This window comes from Phenylobacterium sp. (assembly GCF_004799515.1).
Classification (GTDB): Bacteria; Pseudomonadota; Alphaproteobacteria; order Caulobacterales; family Caulobacteraceae; genus Phenylobacterium.
The window spans coordinates 206,443-226,452 of the sequence record NZ_SSMX01000030.1; the positions used below are offsets into that span (position 1 = coordinate 206,443).

The 20,010-nt window shown below is 70.3% G+C and carries 23 protein-coding genes and 1 tRNA gene; 14 read left to right on the forward strand and 10 right to left on the reverse strand.

Annotated features, from left to right (window positions below):
• Nucleotides 1-35 precede the first annotated feature (35 nt).
• Nucleotides 36-782, forward strand: a complete 747-nt coding sequence (locus E8A49_RS14180) for a glycosyltransferase family 2 protein (RefSeq protein ID WP_293382374.1) — start codon at nucleotides 36-38, stop codon at nucleotides 780-782.
• A 154-nt stretch (nucleotides 783-936) separates the two neighbouring features.
• Entirely contained in the window at nucleotides 937-1,251 is a 315-nt protein-coding gene (locus E8A49_RS14185) for a DNA-binding protein (protein WP_293382377.1), read from the forward strand.
• Here the strand turns inward: E8A49_RS14185 and E8A49_RS14190 are convergent.
• Nucleotides 1,248-1,583: a hypothetical protein gene (locus E8A49_RS14190; RefSeq protein WP_293382380.1), complete on the reverse strand. Its 336-nt coding sequence runs from the start codon at nucleotides 1,581-1,583 to the stop codon at nucleotides 1,248-1,250. The genes E8A49_RS14185 and E8A49_RS14190 overlap by 4 nt on opposite strands.
• Before the next feature lie 33 nt (nucleotides 1,584-1,616).
• Complete coding sequence (phaR, locus tag E8A49_RS14195; protein WP_293382383.1) at nucleotides 1,617-2,258, reverse strand: polyhydroxyalkanoate synthesis repressor PhaR; 642 nt, start codon at nucleotides 2,256-2,258, stop codon at nucleotides 1,617-1,619.
• A gap of 180 nt (nucleotides 2,259-2,438) precedes the next feature.
• Here phaR and E8A49_RS14200 point away from each other — a divergent pair, with 180 nt between their 5' ends.
• The 3 genes from E8A49_RS14200 to E8A49_RS14210 all read left to right on the forward strand — a co-directional run bounded on the left by E8A49_RS14200 (nucleotide 2,439) and on the right by E8A49_RS14210 (nucleotide 5,263).
• A complete protein-coding gene (locus E8A49_RS14200; protein WP_293382386.1) occupies nucleotides 2,439-3,614 on the forward strand; it encodes an acetyl-CoA C-acetyltransferase in 1,176 nt (391 codons plus the stop codon).
• Between the two features lie 61 nt (nucleotides 3,615-3,675).
• Nucleotides 3,676-4,401, forward strand: a complete 726-nt coding sequence (gene phbB, locus E8A49_RS14205) for an acetoacetyl-CoA reductase (RefSeq protein ID WP_293382389.1) — start codon at nucleotides 3,676-3,678, stop codon at nucleotides 4,399-4,401.
• A gap of 178 nt (nucleotides 4,402-4,579) precedes the next feature.
• A complete protein-coding gene (locus E8A49_RS14210) occupies nucleotides 4,580-5,263 on the forward strand; it encodes a DUF4908 domain-containing protein (RefSeq protein WP_293382392.1) in 684 nt (227 codons plus the stop codon).
• A 28-nt stretch (nucleotides 5,264-5,291) separates the two neighbouring features.
• Here E8A49_RS14210 and gloB read toward each other — a convergent pair whose 3' ends face one another.
• Nucleotides 5,292-6,053: a hydroxyacylglutathione hydrolase gene (gene gloB / locus E8A49_RS14215; RefSeq protein WP_293382395.1), complete on the reverse strand. Its 762-nt coding sequence runs from the start codon at nucleotides 6,051-6,053 to the stop codon at nucleotides 5,292-5,294.
• Nucleotides 6,054-6,136: 83 nt separating this feature from the next.
• Between gloB and E8A49_RS14220 the strand changes: the two genes are divergently transcribed.
• Both E8A49_RS14220 and E8A49_RS14225 read left to right on the forward strand, forming a co-directional pair.
• Complete coding sequence (locus E8A49_RS14220) at nucleotides 6,137-6,961, forward strand: methyltransferase domain-containing protein (RefSeq protein ID WP_293382398.1); 825 nt, start codon at nucleotides 6,137-6,139, stop codon at nucleotides 6,959-6,961.
• The gene (locus E8A49_RS14225) at nucleotides 6,958-7,302 is read left to right on the forward strand and encodes a P-II family nitrogen regulator (RefSeq protein ID WP_293382401.1); all 345 of its coding nucleotides are present in this window, start codon (nucleotides 6,958-6,960) and stop codon (nucleotides 7,300-7,302) included. The genes E8A49_RS14220 and E8A49_RS14225 overlap by 4 nt, the downstream gene beginning before the upstream one ends.
• A 7-nt stretch (nucleotides 7,303-7,309) precedes the next feature.
• Here E8A49_RS14225 and E8A49_RS14230 read toward each other — a convergent pair whose 3' ends face one another.
• Nucleotides 7,310-8,464: a hypothetical protein gene (locus tag E8A49_RS14230; RefSeq protein WP_293382404.1), complete on the reverse strand. Its 1,155-nt coding sequence runs from the start codon at nucleotides 8,462-8,464 to the stop codon at nucleotides 7,310-7,312.
• Between the two features lie 148 nt (nucleotides 8,465-8,612).
• Between E8A49_RS14230 and E8A49_RS14235 the strand changes: the two genes are divergently transcribed.
• The gene (locus tag E8A49_RS14235) at nucleotides 8,613-9,686 is read left to right on the forward strand and encodes an acyltransferase (RefSeq protein WP_293382407.1); all 1,074 of its coding nucleotides are present in this window, start codon (nucleotides 8,613-8,615) and stop codon (nucleotides 9,684-9,686) included.
• 17 nt (nucleotides 9,687-9,703) lie between these two features.
• Complete coding sequence (locus tag E8A49_RS14240; protein ID WP_293382409.1) at nucleotides 9,704-10,258, forward strand: SRPBCC family protein; 555 nt, start codon at nucleotides 9,704-9,706, stop codon at nucleotides 10,256-10,258.
• On the opposite strand, the gene metW is transcribed toward E8A49_RS14240, so the two are convergent.
• Both metW and E8A49_RS14250 read right to left on the reverse strand, forming a co-directional pair.
• Complete coding sequence (gene metW / locus E8A49_RS14245) at nucleotides 10,255-10,980, reverse strand: methionine biosynthesis protein MetW (RefSeq protein ID WP_293382412.1); 726 nt, start codon at nucleotides 10,978-10,980, stop codon at nucleotides 10,255-10,257. The two genes, E8A49_RS14240 and metW, sit on opposite strands and share 4 nt — an antisense overlap.
• Complete coding sequence (locus E8A49_RS14250; protein WP_293382415.1) at nucleotides 10,977-12,134, reverse strand: homoserine O-acetyltransferase; 1,158 nt, start codon at nucleotides 12,132-12,134, stop codon at nucleotides 10,977-10,979. The genes metW and E8A49_RS14250 overlap by 4 nt, the downstream gene beginning before the upstream one ends.
• A gap of 90 nt (nucleotides 12,135-12,224) precedes the next feature.
• Between E8A49_RS14250 and E8A49_RS14255 the strand changes: the two genes are divergently transcribed.
• The 4 genes from E8A49_RS14255 to E8A49_RS14270 all read left to right on the forward strand — a co-directional run bounded on the left by E8A49_RS14255 (nucleotide 12,225) and on the right by E8A49_RS14270 (nucleotide 15,674).
• The gene (locus E8A49_RS14255) at nucleotides 12,225-12,719 is read left to right on the forward strand and encodes a histidine phosphatase family protein (protein WP_293382418.1); all 495 of its coding nucleotides are present in this window, start codon (nucleotides 12,225-12,227) and stop codon (nucleotides 12,717-12,719) included.
• Nucleotides 12,716-13,057 carry a DUF952 domain-containing protein gene (locus E8A49_RS14260; protein ID WP_293382421.1) on the forward strand — a complete coding sequence of 114 codons (342 nt, stop codon included), beginning with the start codon at nucleotides 12,716-12,718 and terminating at the stop codon, nucleotides 13,055-13,057. The genes E8A49_RS14255 and E8A49_RS14260 overlap by 4 nt, the downstream gene beginning before the upstream one ends.
• On the forward strand, nucleotides 13,054-14,109 hold the full coding sequence (locus E8A49_RS14265; protein WP_293382423.1) for a quinone-dependent dihydroorotate dehydrogenase: 1,056 nt from the start codon (nucleotides 13,054-13,056) through the stop codon (nucleotides 14,107-14,109). Before E8A49_RS14260 ends, E8A49_RS14265 begins: the two co-directional genes overlap by 4 nt.
• Before the next feature lie 74 nt (nucleotides 14,110-14,183).
• Nucleotides 14,184-15,674: a HAMP domain-containing sensor histidine kinase gene (locus tag E8A49_RS14270; RefSeq protein WP_293382426.1), complete on the forward strand. Its 1,491-nt coding sequence runs from the start codon at nucleotides 14,184-14,186 to the stop codon at nucleotides 15,672-15,674.
• 82 nt (nucleotides 15,675-15,756) lie between these two features.
• Here the strand turns inward: E8A49_RS14270 and E8A49_RS14275 are convergent, their stop codons facing one another.
• Together E8A49_RS14275 and E8A49_RS14280 are read right to left on the reverse strand one after the other, a co-directional pair.
• On the reverse strand, nucleotides 15,757-16,059 hold the full coding sequence (locus E8A49_RS14275) for an endonuclease domain-containing protein (RefSeq protein WP_293382429.1): 303 nt from the start codon (nucleotides 16,057-16,059) through the stop codon (nucleotides 15,757-15,759).
• 128 nt (nucleotides 16,060-16,187) lie between these two features.
• Entirely contained in the window at nucleotides 16,188-17,915 is a 1,728-nt protein-coding gene (locus tag E8A49_RS14280; RefSeq protein WP_293382432.1) for a gamma-glutamyltransferase family protein, read from the reverse strand.
• Nucleotides 17,916-18,067: 152 nt separating this feature from the next.
• Here E8A49_RS14280 and E8A49_RS14285 point away from each other — a divergent pair.
• Nucleotides 18,068-18,144, forward strand: a tRNA-Arg gene (locus tag E8A49_RS14285).
• A gap of 275 nt (nucleotides 18,145-18,419) precedes the next feature.
• Here E8A49_RS14285 and E8A49_RS14290 read toward each other — a convergent pair.
• Both E8A49_RS14290 and E8A49_RS14295 read right to left on the reverse strand, forming a co-directional pair.
• The gene (locus E8A49_RS14290; RefSeq protein ID WP_293382435.1) at nucleotides 18,420-19,037 is read right to left on the reverse strand and encodes a hypothetical protein; all 618 of its coding nucleotides are present in this window, start codon (nucleotides 19,035-19,037) and stop codon (nucleotides 18,420-18,422) included.
• Between the two features lie 74 nt (nucleotides 19,038-19,111).
• Nucleotides 19,112-19,849 carry a dienelactone hydrolase family protein gene (locus E8A49_RS14295; RefSeq protein ID WP_293382438.1) on the reverse strand — a complete coding sequence of 246 codons (738 nt, stop codon included), beginning with the start codon at nucleotides 19,847-19,849 and terminating at the stop codon, nucleotides 19,112-19,114.
• Between the last annotated feature and the right edge of the window lie 161 nt (nucleotides 19,850-20,010).

The window sequence follows — 20,010 nt, forward strand, 5'->3', positions numbered from 1 at the left end:
TCCCAACGCCCGCTTTTCCGCTATGGGAGGCGGGAATGGCAAAAGCTCCCGCCTCCGCCGCGTCAATTCCCGACATCTCCGTGGTCGTGCCGGTCTTCGACGAGGAGGGCGCGGCGCCCGCCCTGGCGCGGGAGATCGCCCAGGCGTTCCAGGGCCGCAGCTATGAGCTGATCTTCGTCGACGACGCCAGCCGCGACGGCACCCGGGCGGCGCTGAAAGCGCTCTCGGCCGAGATCCCGCAGCTTCGCGTGCTGGCGCACCGCAAGAACTCCGGCCAGAGCCGGGCCATCCGCACGGGTATCCTAGGCGCGCGCGGCGCGGTGGTCGTGACCCTGGACGGCGACGGCCAGAACGACCCGGCCGACGGTCCGGCCCTGGTCGACGCCTTGCTGGCCGGGCCGCCGGAGCTGGCGCTGGTGGGCGGCGAACGGGTCAAGCGCCAGGACAGCCAGGCCAAAAAGATCGCCTCACGGATCGGCAACGGGGTCCGGAAACGCCTCCTGCGCGACACCGCCAACGACACCGGCTGCGGCCTGAAGGCCTTCCGCCGCGAGGCCTTCCTGCGGCTTCCCTACTTCGACCATATCCACCGCTACCTGCCGGCGCTGATGCAGCGGGAAGGCTATCTGACGGCTTTCCGGCCGGTGAACCACCGCCACCGCCAGACCGGGGCGTCGAAGTACACCAACCTCGGCCGTCTCTGGGCCTCGCTGTCGGACCTGTTCGGGGTGATGTGGCTGCAGTCGCGGGCCCGCAACCCGGGCGGCGTGGACGAGGCCTGAGCCTAAGGGCGGGCGATCAGGTCAGCGCCGACAGGATCAGGGCCACGACCGTGACGTCGACGATGCGGAAGACGGCTTGCAGCATGAACCCGGCCCGTGATGGAAATCCCAAGGCATGGTTAAGCAAGACCGGCGCCAGCTTCGGACCGACTCCATGGCCCTGTTCTTCGACGCCGACTGGTTCGACGCCCGCCTCGGCGAGCGGGGGCTTTCGCGTGGAGTCATGGCTGCCTGCGTAGGCATGAGCGCCCAGGATCTGGCGCTGGCCTTCAAGGACCAGAGGGAGATTTCAGCCGGGGAGGTGGCGGCTTTTGCCGAGCTGCTGGGGGCGGATCCTGCCGAGGTGGCCGCCCGCGCCGGCGTCTCGACGCCGGTCCCCGGACGCGACCCCGCGGAAGCGCGGCTGGCGGCGCTGGAACGCCGGGTGGCGGCGCTGGAGGCGGAGGTGGCGCGGCTTAAGAGAAATTAGACGTCGGTCTTGGCGGCGCGGCCCTTGGGCGTGCGGCGGTCCTTGGAGCCGGACCATTCGGTCTTGTTGTAGGTGACCTTGGCCTGGTCGATCACCGAAGCGCCGGCCCGTAGGCCGCGGCGTTCGCCGATCAGCTGGGCCTCGATGGCCGCGGCGCTGGCCACCGGGGTCTTGGGCGGGATGGTGCGGGCCGGCGAGACCGGCACGGGCAGGTGGGCGGGCTCGGCGGCTTCGACGCCTTCATCCTCGTCGTCCGCCGGCGCCGCGCGGTCGACCTTGCTCGTCTTGCGGACGGGCGGCGATCTGCGGGGCGGCTCGATCGAGGAGGTCATGACGGACAGACGACTCGCAAGTTCCGCGCCAGCCTAGCGCTTGCCGGCCAGTTTCTCGATCTGAGCCTGCATATCTTCCATCTGCTTGCGCAGCGCGACGAGGGCCTCGTCCGAGGCGGCGGCGGCCGCGGCGGGCGGCGGCGGCTCGGCCTTCGGCGGCGGCTCCTCGGCCTTGGCGGGGGCGTAGGCGAAGGGCGAGAACATCTTCATCGCCCGGTCGAAGAGGGCGAGGTTCTGGCGCACCTGCTCGTCGAAGACGCCCACGCCCGGCGTGTGGCCGAGCGCGGAGAACTGCTTGCGCATCCGCTCCTGCTGCTCGGTGAAGCTGGCCAGCGACAGTTCCAGGTAGGACGGCAGGAAGGCCTGCATGGAGTTGCCGTAGAAGCCGATCAACTGGCGCAGGAACTGGATCGGCAGGAGGCTCTGCCCCTGGCTCTCTTCCTCGAAGATGATCTGGGTCAGGACCGAGCGGGTGATGTCCTCGTTGGTCTTGGCGTCATAGACCACGAAATCGACGTTGCGCTTCACCATCTCGGCGAGGTGCTCGAGCGTCACGTAGCTGGAGGAGGCGGTGTTGTAGAGTCGCCGGTTGGCGTACTTCTTGATGACGACGCGCTCGCCCGGCGTGGCGCTGCTCTGGGCGCTGCCCGGGGGGCTACTTTGGGTGTCGGCCATCCCTGATCCTTGTTGACGGAGCCCGCCCGCAAGCGTTGCGAACCCCCGGTTTCGGCGCCGCAGTATCGCGGATGCGAGCCGAATGGCAATCGGCCTCCCGCGCAAGCGGGCTTGCGGAAACCACACGCGCTCCCAATAGATGGGAAAGGGCCTGCTCTTACCGACCGAGGAACCCCCGCCATGAGCGACATCGTCATCGTCTCCGCCGCCCGCACGCCCGTGGGCTCGTTCAACGGGGCGCTTTCCAGCCTGCCGGCCCACGAGCTGGGCAAGGTGGCCATCCAGGCGGCCATCGAGCGCGCCGGGATCACTGCCGCCGACGTGGACGAGGTGGTGCTGGGCCAGGTGCTGCAGGCCGCCGCGGGCCAGGGCCCGGCCCGGCAGGCCAGCGTCAACGCCGGCATCCCGGTGGAAAGCCCGGCCTGGAGCCTGAACCAGCTCTGCGGCTCGGGCCTGCGGGCGGTTGCGCTCGGCGCCCAGCAGATCCTCGACGGCTCGGCCGAGATCGTCATCGCCGGCGGCCAGGAGAGCATGAGCCAGGCGCCGCACGCCCAGAACCTGCGGACCGGCCAGAAGATGGGCGACCTCGCCTTCGTCGACACCATGATCAAGGACGGGCTGTGGGACGCCTTCCACGGCTACCACATGGGCCAGACGGCGGAGAACATCGCCGCGCGCTGGCAGATCACCCGCGAGGATCAGGACAAGTTCGCCGTCGGCTCGCAGAACAAGGCCGAGGCCGCCCAGAAGGCCGGCAAGTTCGCGGACGAGATCGCGCCGGTCACCGTTAAGGGCCGCAAGGGCGACACCGTCGTCGACCAGGACGAGTTCATCCGCCACGGCGTGACGCTGGAGAGCATCTCCGGACTGAAGCCTGCCTTCACCAAGGACGGCTCGGTCACCGCCGCCAACGCCTCGGGCCTCAACGACGGGGCCGCGGCCCTGGTGCTGATGAGCGCCGACGAAGCCAGGAAGCGCGGGCTGAAGCCGCTCGCCCGCATCGCCTCCTGGGCCCACGCGGGCGTCGATCCGGCGATCATGGGCACCGGCCCGATCCCCGCCAGCCGCAAGGCGCTGGAGAAGGCCGGCTGGTCGGTGGCCGACCTCGACCTGGTGGAATCCAACGAGGCCTTCGCGGCGCAGTCGCTCTGCGTGGTCCGCGACCTCGGGCTCGATCCGGCCAAGGTCAACGTCAACGGCGGCGCGATCGCCATCGGCCACCCGATCGGCGCGTCCGGCGCGCGGATCCTGACCACCCTGCTGCACGAGATGCAGCGCGGCGACGCCCGCAAGGGTCTCGCCACCCTTTGCGTCGGCGGCGGCATGGGCGTCGCAATGTGCGTCGAAAAGGTCTGACAGGCAGTTTAGGCGGCGAGCGCCGGATCAACCGGCGCCGCCCACCAGGGAGACGGACAGGATGGCCAGGGTTGCGCTGGTCACGGGAGGCACCCGTGGCATAGGTCGGGCGATTGTCGAGCGCCTCGTCGCCGACGGGATAAGCGTGGCCGCCGGCTACTCCGGCAACGATGAGGCGGCCGAGGCCCTGAAGCGTGAGACCGGCGCCATGGTGGTCAAGGGCAACGTCGGCCATATCGAGGACTGCCGGCGCGCCGTCGCCACCATCGAGGCCGAGCTCGGCCCCATCGAGATCCTGGTCAACAACGCCGGCATCACCCGCGACGGCGTCTTCCACCGCATGACGCCCGAGCAGTGGAGCGAGGTCATCCGGGTGAACATGGACTCGCTGTTCAACATGACCCGCCAGGTGATCGAAGGCATGCGCGAGCGCGAATGGGGCCGGATCGTCAACATCTCCTCGATCAACGGCCAGAAGGGCCAGATCGGCCAGACCAACTATTCCGCCGCCAAGGCCGGGATGATCGGCTTCACCAAGGCGCTGGCCCTCGAGAACGCCAAGAAGGGCGTGACGGTGAACTGCATCGCCCCGGGCTACATCGACACCGAGATGGTGCAGGCGGTGCCGGAAAAGGTGCTGGAGGGCATCATCAGCCAGATCCCGGTGGGGCGTCTGGGCCGCGGCGACGAGATCGCCGACATGGTGGCCTTCCTAGCCGGCGAGCGGGCCGGCTATGTGACCGGAACGACACTGTCGCTGAATGGCGGACAGTACCTGGTGGGCTAAGGCTGCGCCGTCTGGCGAAGGCCTCAGCCCGGTCCAAAAAGCGCCCTACTCACTCGGCATCCCCGTGGGTGTCATGACGGGCAAGCCAGCGGCTTTTTCGAGGGGGCGCGCAGCGGCGGTCAGCGTGGCCACGCTTTGCGCGGCGTTAGCCACCCCGTACGTGGCGTCGGCGGGGCCCATGGAAAGCCTGCGCCAGGGCCTGTTCGGCCATCACCCGTCCGACCTGCGCCAGTTCCCCGCGCCCCCGGTGGCGCGTTACATCTCCGAGGACGGCGACGTCTTCACCCTGGACCGAACCCAGCCCAAACCGTTGCTGAAGTTCGAGAACACGGGCGAGGTCTGGGTCCTGCAGGCGCAGCCCGCGCCGCGCGGCGACACCATCTACAAGAACGAGCTGGGCGAGCCGGTGCTGCGCGCCACGCGGCTGGGCGGGCTCACCCTCTTCAGCGAGCACCGGCCGAGCGGCGAGGCCGCAGCGCTGGCCGGCCCTGGCGCGCCGATCCACCTGACGGTCCTGGGGCCGCAGGCGCTGATCGAGAAGCTGGCCCAGGCGAGCTTCCACGTGAGCCACGCCCTGCACCACACCGTGGCCTTCGACGCCGAGGCCTCGCCCGCGTCCTCGGCCCTGATCGCCGACGCGGCCATGGTCACGACGCTCGCCATGGTGCGCAGCGCCGACAAGCCGGACGCGCAGGGGTTCTTAGGCAAGCTGCGGCGCGTCTTCCTGATCGAGGGCCGCAAGTCCTCGGCGCAATTCGACCAGGGGACGCTGAAGATCACCGTCGTCCCTGACGAGGGCATCGCCGGACGGCCGTCGTCGGAACGGATCGTGCAGGTCACCCAGAGCTTCCGGAACAACTAGCCGCCGGAACGCCGGCCGGGACCGGACGTCAGCCCTTGAACACGTCCTTGGCCGCGCGCACGGCGCCGAAGGCCTTGTAGTCCGGCTCGCCGGCCACCCCGACCCGTTCCGCCAACCTGGGCGCGCGCAGGAAGGGGTTGGTGGCCTTCTCCAGGCCGATGGAGGTGGGCACGGTGGGCTCGCCGCGTTCGCGCAGGGCGAAGATGTGGTCGGCGCGGGCCTTCAGCGCCGGATCGTCATCGACGGAAAGCGCGAAGCGGGCGTTCGAGGCGGTGTACTCGTGCGCGCAGTAGACGGTGGTTTCGTCCGGCAGGGCGGCCAGCCGCTGCAGGCTGGTCCACATCTGCTCCGCCGTGCCCTCGAACAGCCGCCCGCAGCCCAGGGCGAACAGGGTGTCGCCCACGAAGGCGATGGCGTCTGCGGCGTCGAAATAGGCGATGTGGCCCAGCGTATGGCCGCCGGTCTCGATCACCTCGAAGCGGGTCTCGCCCAGCATCACCACGTCGCCGCCCTTCACCTCGCGGTCGAGGGCCGAGATGCGGGTGACCTCGGCCGGGCCGACGATGGTCGCGCCGGTGGCGGCCTTGATCTCGGCGTTGCCGCCGGCGTGGTCGGGATGCCAGTGGGTGTTGAGGATCAGGTCCAGCTTCCAGCCCAGCGTATCCAGCGCCTTCAGGATGGCGCCGGCTTCCGGCGTGTCGATGCAGGCGGCTAGGCCCGTGGCCTCGTCGCGGGCCAGGAAGCCGTAGTTGTCCTCAAGGCAGGGGAACTGGTGGACGGTGAGCGGCATGACGGACTCCCACGGGGGCGGCCTTACGGGGGCGCACACGATTTAGGTTGGCGGGACGGCCACGTCGAGCATAGCGATGGAATATGCGCCGCGATGTCCTGGACCTTCGCCAGTTCTACGCCTCCGACCTGGGGCAGGCGGCGCGCGCCATGGTCGGGCGCAAGGTGATCGAGGCCTGGGGCGACGCCCGCGGCCTGGACGTGCTGGCCCTGGGCTATGCGACGCCTTTCGTCACCGAGGCGCGCCGCGCCGCGCGCCGGGTGGTGGGCGCCATGCCGGCCCAGCAGGGCGTCGAGATCTGGCCCGCCGGCGAGCGCAACCTGACCACCCTGGTGGGCGAGGACGCCCTGCCGTTCCCGAACGCCCTCTTCGACCGGATCCTGGTGGCGCACGGCATAGAGGAGAGCCCCGATCCGCTGGCCTTCCTGCGCGAGGTCTGGCGGGTGCTGGCGCCCTCGGGCCGGGTGGTGGTGGCCGTCGCCGCGCGCAACGGCCTTTGGGCAAACTCCGAGCGGACGCCCTTCGGCCATGGCCGCCCCTACAGCCGCGGCCAGCTCGCCGAACTGTTGCGCGAGGCCGAGCTCGAGCCCTCCGGTTGGACCCGGGCGCTCTACGTGCCGCCGCTGAACTGGATGGCCGGCTGGGCCGAGGGCTTCGAGCAGACCGGCTCGCGGCTGTGGCCCGGATTCGCCGGCCTGCTCCTGATGGAGGCGGTGAAACAGACCTTCGCGGTGAAGCCCAAGGGCCACGCCCAGCGGGTGCGCCGGCCCCGGCCCTTGCTGGCGCCGGCGCCCAGCGGGGCGCCTGTTTCCCAGGCGCCGGCCAAGCTGACGCGGGGACGCCTCTTGGAGGACGTGGGCGAAGGCCTTAGCCTTGCTCCGCAAACCAACCGAAAGGCGGCGCCATGAAGATGATCGTGGCGATCATCAAGCCCAGCCGGCTCGACGCCGTCCTGGATGCGGTCACCGAGGCCGGCGCTTCGGGCCTGACCGTCACCGAGGTGCGCGGCTACGGCCGCCAGCGCGGCAAGACCGAGGTCTACCGCGGCGCGGAGTACGAGGTGAAGCTGCTGCCCAAGGTGAAGCTGGAGATCGCCGTCCCCTCCGACATCGTCGACGCCGTGGTCGAGGCGGTGTCGCGCACCGCCAACACCGGCAAGATCGGCGACGGCAAGGTCTTCGTCATGGACCTGGAGCAGGCCCTGCGCATCCGCACCGGCGACCGCGACGCCGCCGCCATCGCCGGCTGAGGTCCGCCTAAGGCCGCTGGCCGGTCTCGCGCAGGTGGATCAGTTCGTCGGGGCTGAGCGGCGTCCGGTCCCGGTTGGAGGTGCGGATGAAGCCCGCGTTGATCCCGTGGTCGTGCAGGCGGATGATGTCGTCGGCGGTCACCCGGTCATAGCCCATGGCGTGGAGTTCGCTGATGAAGCCGCCCGACACGCCGTGATCGCGCAGCCGGCTGATGTCGTCCGGCGTCATGCGATAACCCGCCTGGCGCACCTCGCCCATGAAGCCGCTGCTGACCCCATGGTCGCGCAGATGGATGAGCTGGTCGACGGAGAGGCCGGTGTAACCCTCGTCGGCCAGAGCCATGAGGTAGCTGGCGCTGACGCCGTGGTCGCGCAGGTGCAGCAGCTCTTCGGCCTTCAGGTTGGCGTAGCCGTGAGCGTGGAGGTCGGTGAGGTAGCGGGCCGAAACCCCGTGGTCGTGCAGGCGGACCAGGGTGTCGAGGTCGCCGAACCGATAGCCGGTGGCGTTGACGGCGGTGAGCTGGCGCAGGCTGACCCCATGCTCCACGGCGCTGATCAGGGCGTCGGCGTTCGGGGTGGCGTAGGCGCCGCGCTTCAGCTCGTCGAGGTAGTTGAAGCCGACGTCCGACAGCGCCAGCTCGAACTGTGAAACGCCGCTGATCGGCCCGGCCACGCCGCGTTGGGCGAGCGCCGCGGGGAAGCCGGCGTTGGCCGCGTAGACGCAGGTCCCGACGCCCTTGCCTTCGCCGGCCACCCCGTGACAGCGGAAATCGCCCGCATCGCGGTGGACGACGAAGCTCACCTGGCCGCCGGGGCCGGACAGCTGGGCGGGCGAGAGCCCGGCGAGGTCGGTGGCGATGACCGGTCGGCCCCACCAGCTGGAGTTCAGGAACGACTTGTAGCCGAGCTCAAGCTCGACGGAGCCGGCCGGCGCCTGGGAATCGCGGTCCACCGGCTCGATCCGCCAGTCCAGCGACGAGGGGATCTCGCCGCGGAACCCAAAATTCAGGCCGAAGGTGACGTGCGTCGGCGCGGGCGGAGCGGGCGGCGCCGGGGGCGCTGGCGGGGCCGGAGGCGCGGGCGGTGCAGGCGGCGCGGCGAGCGCCGGAGCGGCGGCGAGCGCCAGGAGGCTGGCGGCGGCCAGGGCGGCGGCTTTGAACATCGGTCGGATCCCTCGTCCAACGGCGGATTTGCGCCGATGGAAGAGGCAACCGGCCGGCCGGTCACGTTAATTAATGGACAGGACGGTGTCGGCGCCGTTTCCGACCTGAAGCGTTGGCGAAACACAGCGCGGCCTCTAACAAGGGCCGATGGTCGCCGCCAAGGACAGCCCGGAACCGGGAAGCCGCTCAGAATCGGAAGGCCGCTATGTCTTCCTGGACTATCTCCGGACCGTGGCGGCCTGGTTGGTGGTCTGGGATCACTTGGCCAACATCGTGCCGGAAGCCCTGGGCCACCCATTTATCCCGGCGCACTGGGTGCGCGACAACATCACCGGGCCGCTCGGGGTCATCCAGGACTTCGGCTGGTTCGGCGTCGCCCTGTTCTTCCTGATCAGCGGCTTCATCATCAGCGACCGCGCCGCGGTGGAAAGCCCCTACAAGTTCATCGTGCGCCGGGTGCTGCGCATCTATCCGATGGTGATCCTGGCGGTGCTGCTGTCGATGGCGCTGGGCCTGCCCACCGTGCGGCCCACCCTGGGGCAGGTGCTGCTGAACTTCAGCCTCATCAACTATCTGATCGCGCCGCAGGTCGTGCTGCTGGGGGTCGCCTGGACTCTGATCATCGAGGTGGTGTTCTACGCCATCACCGCGCTGACGCAGTTCATGCGCCGCTCGCCGCACCGCATCGCGCTCAACCTGGTCTTCTCCGCCCTGGTGATCTGGAAGCGCGGCGCGTTCGGCCCCGACTTCGCCCTCCTGGCCACGGTGGCGAGTTATCTGCCGGTGCTGGTGATGGGCCAGATCGTCTACTGGTGGCTGGAGAAGAAGCGGCTGTCGTGGATCTGGGGCTTCGCCTACCTGGCGGCGGCCTGCGCGGTCTTCCTCTACGGCCTGCGCGCGATCCAGCCCGGCTTCCTGGTGGTGACCAACTCCTATTTCATCTCGGTGGCCTACGCCTTCCTGCTGTTTGTGGCCCTGATGCACATCAAGCTGCCGCAGTGGCCGATCGTGCGCTTCCTGTCCGACACCAGCTATTCGGTCTATCTGATGCACGGGCTGGTGGGTTGGCAGTTGCTGATCGTCCTGACGCAGCACCATCTGCCGCTGACCTTCGGGATCCCGCTGTCGGCGGCGGCGTCACTGGCGGCGGCCTGCGTGACCTTCTGGCTCGTGGAGAAGCCGACCCAGCGGCTGGCGCGGATCCTCACCCGCAACCGCTGACCGGCCAGGAGGCGCCGATGACCGCCGAAGCTCCGCTCGCGCCGCCGCCCGCCATAGACCCGCTCGCGCCGATGATCGCGCGGACCGAGCGGATCGTCGTCGAGCGCCGGCCAGAGGCGGCTTACGCCTATGTCGTCCTGGGTCCGCTGCGGGACATGATCCCGCAGACGCGCCGTCTGCCCGGTGTGACCGGCGTGACGCCCCTGACGCCCGGCCCCTGGGGCGCGGTCGGCGGGCGGCGCCACGTGCATCTCAGCGACGGCTCGCAGACCACCGAGCAGGTGCTGGAGGCGATCCCCGGCGAGCGCTTCCGCTACGAGGTCTGGGACTATTCGACCGCCGCGGCCAAGCCGATCGCCTACGCCCTGGGCGAGTTCCGGTTTGTGGCCCTGGCGGGCGGGCGGACGGAGATCGTCTGGACCTACGCGTTCCGGCTGCGCGGCGACGTCTTCCCGGGGAATCTGGGCGGCGTCGGGCGCTGGCTGCTGCGGTTGGCCTTCCTCGACAGCGCCTACGCCCAGCTGATGCGGACGGCGCTGGGGGCGATCAAGGCCAAGGTCGAGCGCGCCTAAACCTTGGCGCGCTTACCGCGCGGACGCGGCGCGGGCTCCGGCTTCGGCAGGGCGACCTCGCCGAACAGGTCCGTGGGCGCCTCGTGCGAGCGGTCCTCCGGCCGGCGGCTCAGGAGAAAAAGGGCGGTCTCCGACCGCCAGTTCTCGAAGACGCCGTCCGGGCGGATCGGCCGCGCCGGCTTGCCCGCCGACAGCGCCGCGCAGGCGTCGACCCTGAGGTCCAACTCGCGGCAGAGGTCGATGAAGTCGCGCAGGGTGCAGAGGTGGATGTTCGGCGTCGACCACCAGGGATCGGGCAGGGCGCGGGTCTCCGGCATCCGGCCGCGCGCCATCAACGAGACCCGCATCCGCCAGTGGCCGAAGTTGGGGACCGAGACGATCGCCTGGTCGGCGATGCGCAGCAGCTCGGAGAGCACGTGCCGGGGCTCGCGCATCTGCTGCAGGGTCTTCGAGAGGATGGCGTAGTCGAAGGCCCGGGTCGGGAAGTGGTCGAGGTCACGGTCGCCATCGCCCTGCACCACCGCCAGGCCCTTGGCGAGGCAGGCCGAGACGCCGGCCGGGCTGATCTCCAGCCCCTGGCCGTCGACGCGTTTCTCGCGGGTGAGGAGCTCCAGCAATTCGCCGTCCTCGCAGCCCACGTCCAGCACCCGCGCGCCCGGGCGCACCAGGCGCAGGATCTCGGTGAAGTCCTCTCGCCCGTTCTGGCTCCTGGGGGCGCTCAACCTAGCCCCCGCGCCAGGGCGGCGGAGGCGAAGAAGCCGCGCAGGGCGGCGTCGAACAGCGGCTCGTCGAGGAAGAAGGCGTCGTGGCCCTTGTCGGTCTCGATCTCGGCGAAGCTGGCGCGGCAGCCGGCGGCGTTCAGGGCCCGGACGATGTCGCGGCTCTCGGCGGTCGGATAGAGCCAGTCGGAGGAGAAGGAGAGCACGCAGAAGCGCACGCCGCGCGCCTTGCGGAACGCCTCGGCCAGGGTCCCGCCATGCCGTGCGGCCAGGTCGAAATAGTCCAGCGCGCGGGTGATGTAGAGGTAGGAATTGGCGTCGAAGCGGTCGACGAAGCTCGTCCCCTGGTGGCGCAGGTAGCTCTCCACCTGGAAGTCGGCGTCAAAGCCCCAGGAAAGGCCGTCGCGCTGCAACTCGCGGCCGAACTTCCGCTGCAGGGCGGCCTCGGAGAGGTAGGTGATGTGCGCGGCCATCCGCGCCACCGCCAAGCCCTTCTCCGGCCGCACGCCGGCGGCCTCATAGGCCCCGCCCTTCCAGTCGGGATCGGCCATGATCGCCTGGCGGCCAACCTCGTGGAAGGCGATGTTCTGGGCGGAGTGGCGGGGCGCCGCGGCGATGCAGACGGCGCTGAACAGCTTCTCCGGATAGTCCGCCGCCCACTGCAGGACCTGCATGCCGCCCATGGAGCCGCCGACCACCGCGAACAGGGTCTCGATGCCCAAGGCCTCGATCAGCATGGCCTGGGCGCGGACCATGTCGGCGATGGTGATCATCGGGAACGCCAGGCCGTAGGGCTGGCCGGTCTTGGGGTTGGTCGAGGCTGGGCCCGTCGAGCCCATGCAGCCGCCCACCACATTGGTGGCGACGATGAAGTGGCGCTGCGGGTCCAGCGGCCGGCCAGGGCCGATCACCTGATCCCACCAACCGGGCCGTCCGGTCAGCGGATTGACCGAGGCGGCGTGCTGGTCGCCGGTGAGCGCGTGGCAGACCAGCACCGCGTTGGTCTTGGTCTCGTTCAGCCGGCCATAGGTCTTGTAGCCGATCTCCAGGGGGGCGAGCGTCGCGCCGGAATCCAGGCGTAGCGGCTTGCCCGCCGGGAAGCGCCAGGTCCCGCCGCCGGTCTCGCTCTCAGGGCTGGGGTCCGCGCCTGCGTCCATCTGCGCCTTGGAACCGCCAAGCCCACCCCAAGTCAATGGCTTCGCAGCCGACGCGGGCGCCGCTATGACGGGGCACGCACGGGAGCGTCGATGGACCGGCTGATCCTCTTCCGCCACGGCAAGGCCGAACCGGAGTCCGCCAGCGGCGAGGACTTCGACCGCAGGCTCGCCCCGCGCGGGGTCGCCGAATCCGCCGAAACGGGCGCCCAGCTGGCCGACCTGGGCTTCCTGCCCGACGTGGTGCTGGTCTCGACCGCGGCGCGCACGCGGGAGACCTGGGCCGCGGCCGAAGCGCACTTCCCCAAGGCTCGCGCCCGGTTCGAGGACGAGCTCTATCACGCCGATTCCGGCTGTGTGCGGCGCGAGGCCGAGCGGGCCGGCGCCCAGGCCGGCACGGTGATGGTGGTGGGCCACAATCCAGGCCTGCAGGAACTCACCGTGCGGCTCCTGACCGAGGGCGCGGCGCCGCCCTCGCTGATCGCCCGCGCCAGCCGCCAGTTCCCCACCGCCGCGGCGGCGGTCTTCCTGTTCGACGCCGCCGGCCGCCCGGCCTTCGACGGCCTGTTCTTCCCGGACCGCGCTTGAGCCGGATCTACAAGATCCTGCCCCGCGCCGAATGGGAGCAGGCGCTCGCGGCGGGCCGGTTCGAAGGCTCCGGCATCGACCTCCAGGACGGCTACATCCACTTCTCCACCGCCGCCCAGGCGCGGGAGACCGCGCGGCGCCACTTCGCCGGCCGCGAGGAACTCGTCGTGCTGGAAGTCGAGGCCCTCGACCTGGGCGCGGCGATCCGCTGGGAGCCTTCGCGCGGCGGCGATCTCTTCCCGCACCTCTACGGCGTCCTCGACGTTGCGCAAGTGCGTGGCGTCGCCGATGCGCCGTTGGGCGCGGATGGCGTCCCGATCCTGGGCGCGCTGGCGTGAGCCTGCATGGCCTGGCCACCCGCGCGCTGCGCGGCCTCGATCCGGAGGACGCCCACGGCTGGGCGATCCGCGGGCTGAAGCTGGGGCTGGGGCCGGCCGATGGGGGCGACGACCCGATCCTGGCGACCTCGCTCGCGGGGCTCAGCCTGCCCAACGCCGTGGGCCTGGCGCCGGGCTTCGACAAGGACGCCGAGGTGTTCGGCCCCATGCTGCGCGCCGGCTTCGGCTTCGTGGAGTGCGGGACGGTGACGCCGCTGCCGCAGTCCGGCAATCCGCGCCCGCGGCTGTTCCGGCTCAGCGAGGACCGGGCGGTGATCAACCGCATGGGCTTCAACAACCGCGGGCTGGAGGCCTTCGCAGAGCGCCTGGCGAAGCGTGGACCCCCAGCGTCAGACATCGGCGTGGTCGGCGCCAACATCGGGGCCAACAAGGAAGCCGCCGACCGGATCGGAGACTACGTCATCGGCCTGAAGCGCCTCTGGGGGCTGGCCTCCTACTTCACCATCAACGTCTCCTCGCCCAACACGCCGGGCCTCCGCGCCCTGCAGACCCGGGCGGCGCTGGAGGAACTGCTGGGCCGGCTCGCCGAGGCGGCCGACGCCCTGCCGGCGGCGGGCCGGGTCCCGATGTTCCTGAAGGTGGCGCCGGACCTGGAGGCGGGCGAGGTCGAGGCGATCGTCGAGACCTGTGTCGCCAATAGCCTCGCCGGGATCATGGTCTCCAACACCACCGTCTCGCGCCCGGGCCTCAGGTCGCGGTCGGCCGGCGAGGCGGGCGGGCTCTCCGGCGCGCCGTTGATGACGCTTTCCACGCAGATCCTGACCGAATTCGCGCAGGCCGCGGCCGGGCGCCTGGCGCTGGTGGGGGTCGGCGGGATCGCCAGCGGGACCGACGCCTACGCCAAGATCCGCGCCGGCGCGGGCGCCGTGCAGCTTTATTCGGCCCTGGTCTTCGAGGGGCCGGGCCTGGTGACGCGGATCAAACGCGAGCTCGCCGCGCGCCTGCGGGCCGACGGTTTTGCGGCCCTGGGCGAGGCCGTGGGCGCGCGATAGGGGCGGCGCGGGGCTTGCAGGGGCCATCCGGTCGCGTTGCCGAAGCGGCGCGGCTGGATTAACTCGGAAGGATCATGGCGGACGCCGCCCCCACGCCGCAGGAGACCGACCGGCCGAGACGGCCCCGCCTCCTTTGGCCGGGCGGCCTCTCGGCGCGCCTGCTGACGCTCACCATCCTGTTCGTGGCCGCCGCCGCCGCCTTCGCCCTGCCGCCGGCGCTGGCCTCCTTCGAGCAGCAATGGCTGCTGGACCGCATCCGCGCCGCCGAGCTCGCCTCGCTGACCCCCGACGCCACGCCGGACCGCAAGGTCTCCCAGGCGATCGCCGCGCAGCTCCTTGAGGGCGCCGGCGTCAACCGGGTGGGCATCCAGGCCGACGGGGTGCGCCGCCTGGTGCTGGGCGGCCCGGCGCTGAAGCGCACGCCCTATGTGGTGGACCTGCGCTCCCAGGCGCCGGTGTCCTGGCTGCTGGCGCCGTTCCAGACCCTGTTCGGCGGCGACGGGCGGTTCGTGCGCGTGGTGGCCAGCCCCACCTTCCTGCACGCCGACTTCGTGGAGGTGGTGGCGCCGGACGCCGAGTTGAAGGCCGGCCTGGTCGCCTATCTCTGGAAGCTGGTGCTGGTGGCGGCCTTCGTCTCCACGGCGGCGGGCATCCTGGTCTACCTGACGCTCAACTTCTTCCTGGTGCGGCCCATGCAGCGGATCACCTACGCCATGGAGCGGTTCCGCGCCGATCCGGAGGACCCCGAGGCGCGCGTCCAGCTGTCCGGCCGCCGTGACGAGGTGGGCCGCGCCGAGATGGAGCTCGACCGCATGCAGGCCGATCTGCGCGTGGCGCTGAACTCCCGCGCGCGGCTCGCGGCGCTCGGCGAGGCGGTGGCCAAGATCAACCACGACCTGAAGAACATGCTGACGAGCGCCCAGATCGCCTCGGAGCGGCTGGCGGCGCTGAAGGACCCCAAGGTCAGCCAGGCCCTGCCGCGCCTGGAGCGGGCGCTGGACCGGGCGGTGAAGCTGGCCTCCGGCGTGCTGGACTACGGCAAGTCCGAGGAGGCCGCTCCCGAGCCCCGGCCGATCGTCCTGGCCGCCGCCGTCGCCGCCGCCGCCGACGAGGCCCGGCTCGCCGAGCACCGGATCCGCCTCACCCGCCAGATCGGCAAGGCCGAGCGGGTCCGCGCCGATCCCGACCAGCTGCACCGCATCCTGGCCAACCTGCTGCGCAACGCCCGCGAGGCCATCGAGCACCAGGAGGGACGCCGCGCCGCCGGCCGCATCACCGTCACCCTGACCCGGCTCGGCGACTCGAGCCTGGTCCGCGTCGCCGACAACGGCCCCGGCCTGCCGGAGCGGGTGCAGGAGCGCCTCTTCCAGCCCTTCGCCGGATCCGGCCGGCCGGGCGGCACGGGCCTGGGTCTGGCCATCGCCCGCGAGCTTGCCCAGGGCCACGGCGGCGACCTGACCCTGGTCGCCACCGGCCCCGACGGCTCGGTCTTCGAACTGCGCCTCCCCGGCGTCCCGCCGCCCGCCGCGCCGGGCCGCCGCGGGCCGGCGGCGAAGAAGGGCTAGATCGCCGCAATGCCTCCAAGATCCTCCCCCTCAGGGGGAGGTGGCGGCCGGAGCGAAGCGATCGGCAGACGGAGGGGGAAACCTAGCCGCCTCCCGCCTCGTGCAGGATCATCCGCACCGCATCGTCGAGCGATTGCAGGACATAGGCAGCCGACAGTCGCAACGTGCGAATCCCCTGCGCCGTCAGCCAACGATCCCGCCGCATGTCGCGACCGGGTTGGGCCCCAACGCCATGGCTCTGGCCGTCGATCCCGATCGCCAGCTTGGCGCTGTCGCAATAGAAATCGAGCACATAGGGACCGACAGGATGCTGCTTGCGGAAGTGCAGCCCATCCGTGCGGCGCCCCTTCAGCCTCCGCCAGATCAGCACTTCTGGCAGGCTCATTGTTCGGCGCAGCGCTCTGGCCCGTTGGCGGGTATTCAGCGGGGCTTCCAGTTTCCCCCTCCGTCACGTCTCGCTGCGCTCGCCGCGACACCTCCCCCAAAGGGGGAGGATTTTGCGACGGCGTCCTATCAATACCCCCGTGCGACGCCCTCGCGCCTCGGGTCGGCGCCGCCACGCAGGCCGTTTGGGGTCATCTCGATCCCCTGCTCGCCGGAGCCCTCGCCAAAGCCGCCGCCGCGCAGGGCGACGCCCTTGGCGGCCAGGCCAGCCACCACGCCGGGCGGATAGCGCGCCGGCTCCGAGGCGTAGATGGTGTCGAAGGCGATGAGGTTGGGCAGGTTGATCGCCTCCTGCACCGGCAGCTTCCAGGCCATCAGCCCCACCAGCACCTTGAGGTTGAAGGCGATGATCGACGGGCCGCCCGGCGAGCCGGCCCCGGCGACGAAGCGGCCTTCCTTGTCCAGCACGATGGCCGGGGCCATGGACGAGCGCGGCCGCTTGCCGCCGGCCGGCGCGTTGGCGGCCGGGGCGCCGTCCTGGTCCTTCGGCGAGAAGGAGAAGTCGGTGAGCTGGTTGTTCAGGAAGAAGCCCGCGACCATCTTGCCGTCGCCGAAGATGCTCTCGACCGTGGTGGTCATGGAGACGGCGTTGCCGTCCTTGTCGACGATCACGAGATGGGTGGTGCCGCCGGGCTCCCGGGTGCGGTCGGGCGCGCGGACCCCGGCGCCTTTCGGCGTCCCCGGACCGGGCGGCGGGCCGGCGCTGGCCGGATTGATCAGCTTGGCGCGGGCGTCCAGGTAGTCCGCCGCCAGCAGGCCTTCCATGGGCACGGAAACGAAGTCCGGGTCGCCGTAGTAGCGGTCGCGGTCGGCGTACATCAGCCGGCTCGCCTGGCTGAACAGGTACCAGCCCTGGACGTCGTTGGGGTGCTTCTCGATGTCCGTGCGCTGCAGGAGGCCCAAACCCTCCAGCACCGCCGGGCCGCCGGACGGCGCCGGGGGCACGCAGACGGTGTACTCGCGGTAGGGCCGGCAAACCGCCGGGGTGGCCTTGGGCTTGTAGGACGCCAGGTCCTTCAGCGTCATGGCGGTGGGGTAAGGCCCCTCGCGAAGCTTGGCCACGATCTCAGCGGCGATCGGGCCCTCCAGGATCGCCTTGGGCCCTTCCGCCGCGAGCCGCTTCAGGGTCGCCGCGTAGGCCGGGTTCTTCATCAGCTCCCCGGCCTGCACCTTGGTCCCGTCGGGCTTGGTGAAATAGGCGACGGCGTCCGGCTGCCGGGCCTGGGGCGCGCCGGAGACGGCGGCGTCGGCCATCCGCTTGGGCACGTGGAAGCCGTCGGCGGCGAGGTGCTCGGCGTCCCCGAACAGGTCCTTCCAGGCCAGCTTCCCGTGCTGGCTCTGCGCCAGGTAGAGCATGGCGATGGCGCCGGGCACGCCGGCCGAGCGGCCGCCGACGATCGCCTGGCCCTTGGGCATGGGCTTGCCGTCCGGGCCGTAGAACAGCTCGGGCGTCGCCGCGGCGGGGGCGGTCTCGCGGCCGTTGTAGGCGGTCACCTTGCGGGTCTTGGCGTCGTAGTAGGTCATGAAGGCGCCGCCGCCGAGGCCGGAACTCTGCGGCTCCTCCAGGCCCAGCACCGCCTGGACGGCGACCGCGGCGTCCACCGCCGAGCCGCCGGCCTTCAGCACCTTCAGGCCCGCGTCCACCGCGTCCGGTTCGGCGGCGGCGACCATGGCCGTCGGGCCCTTCTCAGGGGCGGCCAGCGCCTGGGTGGCTGGCGCGGAGACGGCCAGGACGGCGGCGGCGGCCACAAAGAAAGCGGAGGGGCCGAGGGACAGGAAACGCTTGGCGACGGTCACGTGACGGGCAGCTCCGGATTGGGGGTCAGCGCCACCATAGCGGCGCGGCGCGTGCGGACAACAAACTGCCGCTCACGAAATTCTAGGCGCCCGGCGGCTTGCGCTTCGCCACGTCCGCGACTAGGTTCCGCGCCCTCGCCGTCAGGCGGTGCGCGCCCGTAGCTCAGCTGGATAGAGCATCAGACTACGAATCTGAGGGTCGGACGTTCGAATCGTTCCGGGCGCGCCAATTTCTTGCGGAAAATCAAAGATCTAAGGCGAGCAACCAATCGCCACCGTCCTAATTTTCGAATTAGGACGGTGTTTAGGACGGTGTATTTTGGGCAACATTCCGAGAACGTTGCCGGGAATGCGAGGGCCTTCGCCGCCCTGCGAAGGCCTGCGATTCATGGTTGGTTCTCCCGCGGTCGCAGCGTTGCCGCAGCGCTGTCGCGGATTGCGGCGCTTGAAATGCCTGCGCCCCGCCGGATGACCGCGTTTTTTATTCACGCGGTGGGGCGCAATTTACGCCGACGCTGATGCAGCGGCCGATGCGCCGAGCGGAGCAGCTTGGCCACGGACGAAGCCCGCCGGCTCGTAGTCATAACCCCGGCGTTGGCTCCCTGACGCCAAGCGACGCTGATGCGCGCACGGCGCAGCAGGTCCCGAGAGTAACGCCGCCATGGCGTCGACCTCGCGACAGATCCGGTCGAGCTTGCGCCGCATCATGTCGGCGACGCTCTCTTGGTCGCACGCATCTTGTGCGATCGTCCGGCAATCGACCTCTAGCCAAAGCCGCGTCAATGCCGTGCTGAAGGCCGGATTTCGCACTTCGTAGTGTGGGACCTCGTTCAGGCAGACGTAGACGATCGTCATGTCAGAACGCCAACCCGCCACCAGGTTGGCGAGATCTTCACAGGCGCCAAGAGCCTTCAGGTCATCGAGATGCGCCTCGGTCCTGGCCTTCGCTTCGAGGCCGAGATCGCGGCATAGCCGCACCAGAGCATTGAAGTCGTCGGCCTTCTCAAGCCGCACGCGACGGCGCTCAAGGTGGGCCGCGAGCACATACCAGCCCAGCAGGATTATCGAGCAGACGGCCTGGACGACAGCGGTCGCGGTTTGCAGTCGGGCGGCTTGATCCATCACGAAGACTCCTGGAGCGGAAGGCAGGTGCGCCGGCAGCTCAAAGGCTGACGGCGCACCCGATCAGGGGAGCGTCAGACCACGGCGGCCTGAGCGTCGGACGAGGTGGCTTTGGCGAGGGCCAGGCGGTCGGCCAGGAAGGCCCATGTTCGGCCGTTCGCGAGGGCCGCGGCCTTAGCGTCGTAGTGCAGACCGGTATGGCGGGCGAAGGCGTGGTTGCAGCCGGGATAGCTGAAGACCTCGACGTTCGACTTGCCCGCCAGCGCCGCCTTGATCGCCGCCTGGGCGGGTTTGGAGATGAACTCGTCCTCCTCGGCGAGGTGCATCAGCATCGGCGCTTTGATGGCGGGAGCTTCGTCCAGGTACTTTTCGGTGTCGCCGCCATGATAGGCGACGACGGCGTCGACCTGGCCGCGCGCCGAGGTGAGGAAGCCCATCAGGGCGCCCAGACAGAAGCCCTGGATGGCGACCTTGCCGGAGGAGCCCGGCATAAGGCGCGCCGCCTCAATCGCCGCCTGAATATCCTTCACGCCTTGGTCCCGGTCGTAGGCGGTGTAGAGGGCGACGCCCTTTTGCCACTCGGCGTCCGACCACATGCTGAGGCTCACGCCCGGCTCTTGGCGCCAGAAAAGGTCCGGAGCGATGGCCAGGAAGCCTTTGGCGGCCAGCTCCTCACAGGTCTGCTTGATGTCGGCGTTCACGCCAAACACCTCGTGCAGGACGATCACCACCGGCGCGGTCTTCGAGGTGGGCCGGGCCACATAGGCGCTAAAGTCGCCATCGGCGGTGTGGATGATCAGGGTGTCGCTCATCGTCTCGTCCTTTCCGGTTGGGGGTGCGTGGTCGTCTGGGGCCACCAATCTGCTCACTCTCTGCCCGCGCCAATTGAACGATGCCGCACCGTTTGGAGTGATTGCGCCGCGCGAAGACGGCGTTTCCGTTCAAGTTGCGACGCCGGCAAACAGCGGAATGG

Bases quoted from the DNA above. Each gene is read 5' to 3' on its own strand.
- E8A49_RS14180 (WP_293382374.1), top strand. From the start codon at position 36: ATGGCAAAAGCTCCCGCCTCCGCCGCGTCAATTCCCGACATCTCCGTG.
- E8A49_RS14185 (WP_293382377.1), top strand. From the start codon at position 937: ATGGCCCTGTTCTTCGACGCCGACTGGTTCGACGCCCGCCTCGGCGAG.
- E8A49_RS14190 (WP_293382380.1), bottom strand. From the start codon at position 1,583: ATGACCTCCTCGATCGAGCCGCCCCGCAGATCGCCGCCCGTCCGCAAG.
- phaR (WP_293382383.1), bottom strand. From the start codon at position 2,258: ATGGCCGACACCCAAAGTAGCCCCCCGGGCAGCGCCCAGAGCAGCGCC.
- E8A49_RS14200 (WP_293382386.1), top strand. From the start codon at position 2,439: ATGAGCGACATCGTCATCGTCTCCGCCGCCCGCACGCCCGTGGGCTCG.
- phbB (WP_293382389.1), top strand. From the start codon at position 3,676: ATGGCCAGGGTTGCGCTGGTCACGGGAGGCACCCGTGGCATAGGTCGG.
- E8A49_RS14210 (WP_293382392.1), top strand. From the start codon at position 4,580: ATGGAAAGCCTGCGCCAGGGCCTGTTCGGCCATCACCCGTCCGACCTG.
- gloB (WP_293382395.1), bottom strand. From the start codon at position 6,053: ATGCCGCTCACCGTCCACCAGTTCCCCTGCCTTGAGGACAACTACGGC.
- E8A49_RS14220 (WP_293382398.1), top strand. From the start codon at position 6,137: ATGCGCCGCGATGTCCTGGACCTTCGCCAGTTCTACGCCTCCGACCTG.
- E8A49_RS14225 (WP_293382401.1), top strand. From the start codon at position 6,958: ATGAAGATGATCGTGGCGATCATCAAGCCCAGCCGGCTCGACGCCGTC.
- E8A49_RS14230 (WP_293382404.1), bottom strand. From the start codon at position 8,464: ATGTTCAAAGCCGCCGCCCTGGCCGCCGCCAGCCTCCTGGCGCTCGCC.
- E8A49_RS14235 (WP_293382407.1), top strand. From the start codon at position 8,613: ATGGTCGCCGCCAAGGACAGCCCGGAACCGGGAAGCCGCTCAGAATCG.
- E8A49_RS14240 (WP_293382409.1), top strand. From the start codon at position 9,704: ATGACCGCCGAAGCTCCGCTCGCGCCGCCGCCCGCCATAGACCCGCTC.
- E8A49_RS14250 (WP_293382415.1), bottom strand. From the start codon at position 12,134: ATGGACGCAGGCGCGGACCCCAGCCCTGAGAGCGAGACCGGCGGCGGG.
- E8A49_RS14255 (WP_293382418.1), top strand. From the start codon at position 12,225: ATGGACCGGCTGATCCTCTTCCGCCACGGCAAGGCCGAACCGGAGTCC.
- E8A49_RS14270 (WP_293382426.1), top strand. From the start codon at position 14,184: ATGGCGGACGCCGCCCCCACGCCGCAGGAGACCGACCGGCCGAGACGG.
- E8A49_RS14275 (WP_293382429.1), bottom strand. From the start codon at position 16,059: ATGAGCCTGCCAGAAGTGCTGATCTGGCGGAGGCTGAAGGGGCGCCGC.
- E8A49_RS14290 (WP_293382435.1), bottom strand. From the start codon at position 19,037: ATGGATCAAGCCGCCCGACTGCAAACCGCGACCGCTGTCGTCCAGGCC.
- E8A49_RS14295 (WP_293382438.1), bottom strand. From the start codon at position 19,849: ATGAGCGACACCCTGATCATCCACACCGCCGATGGCGACTTTAGCGCC.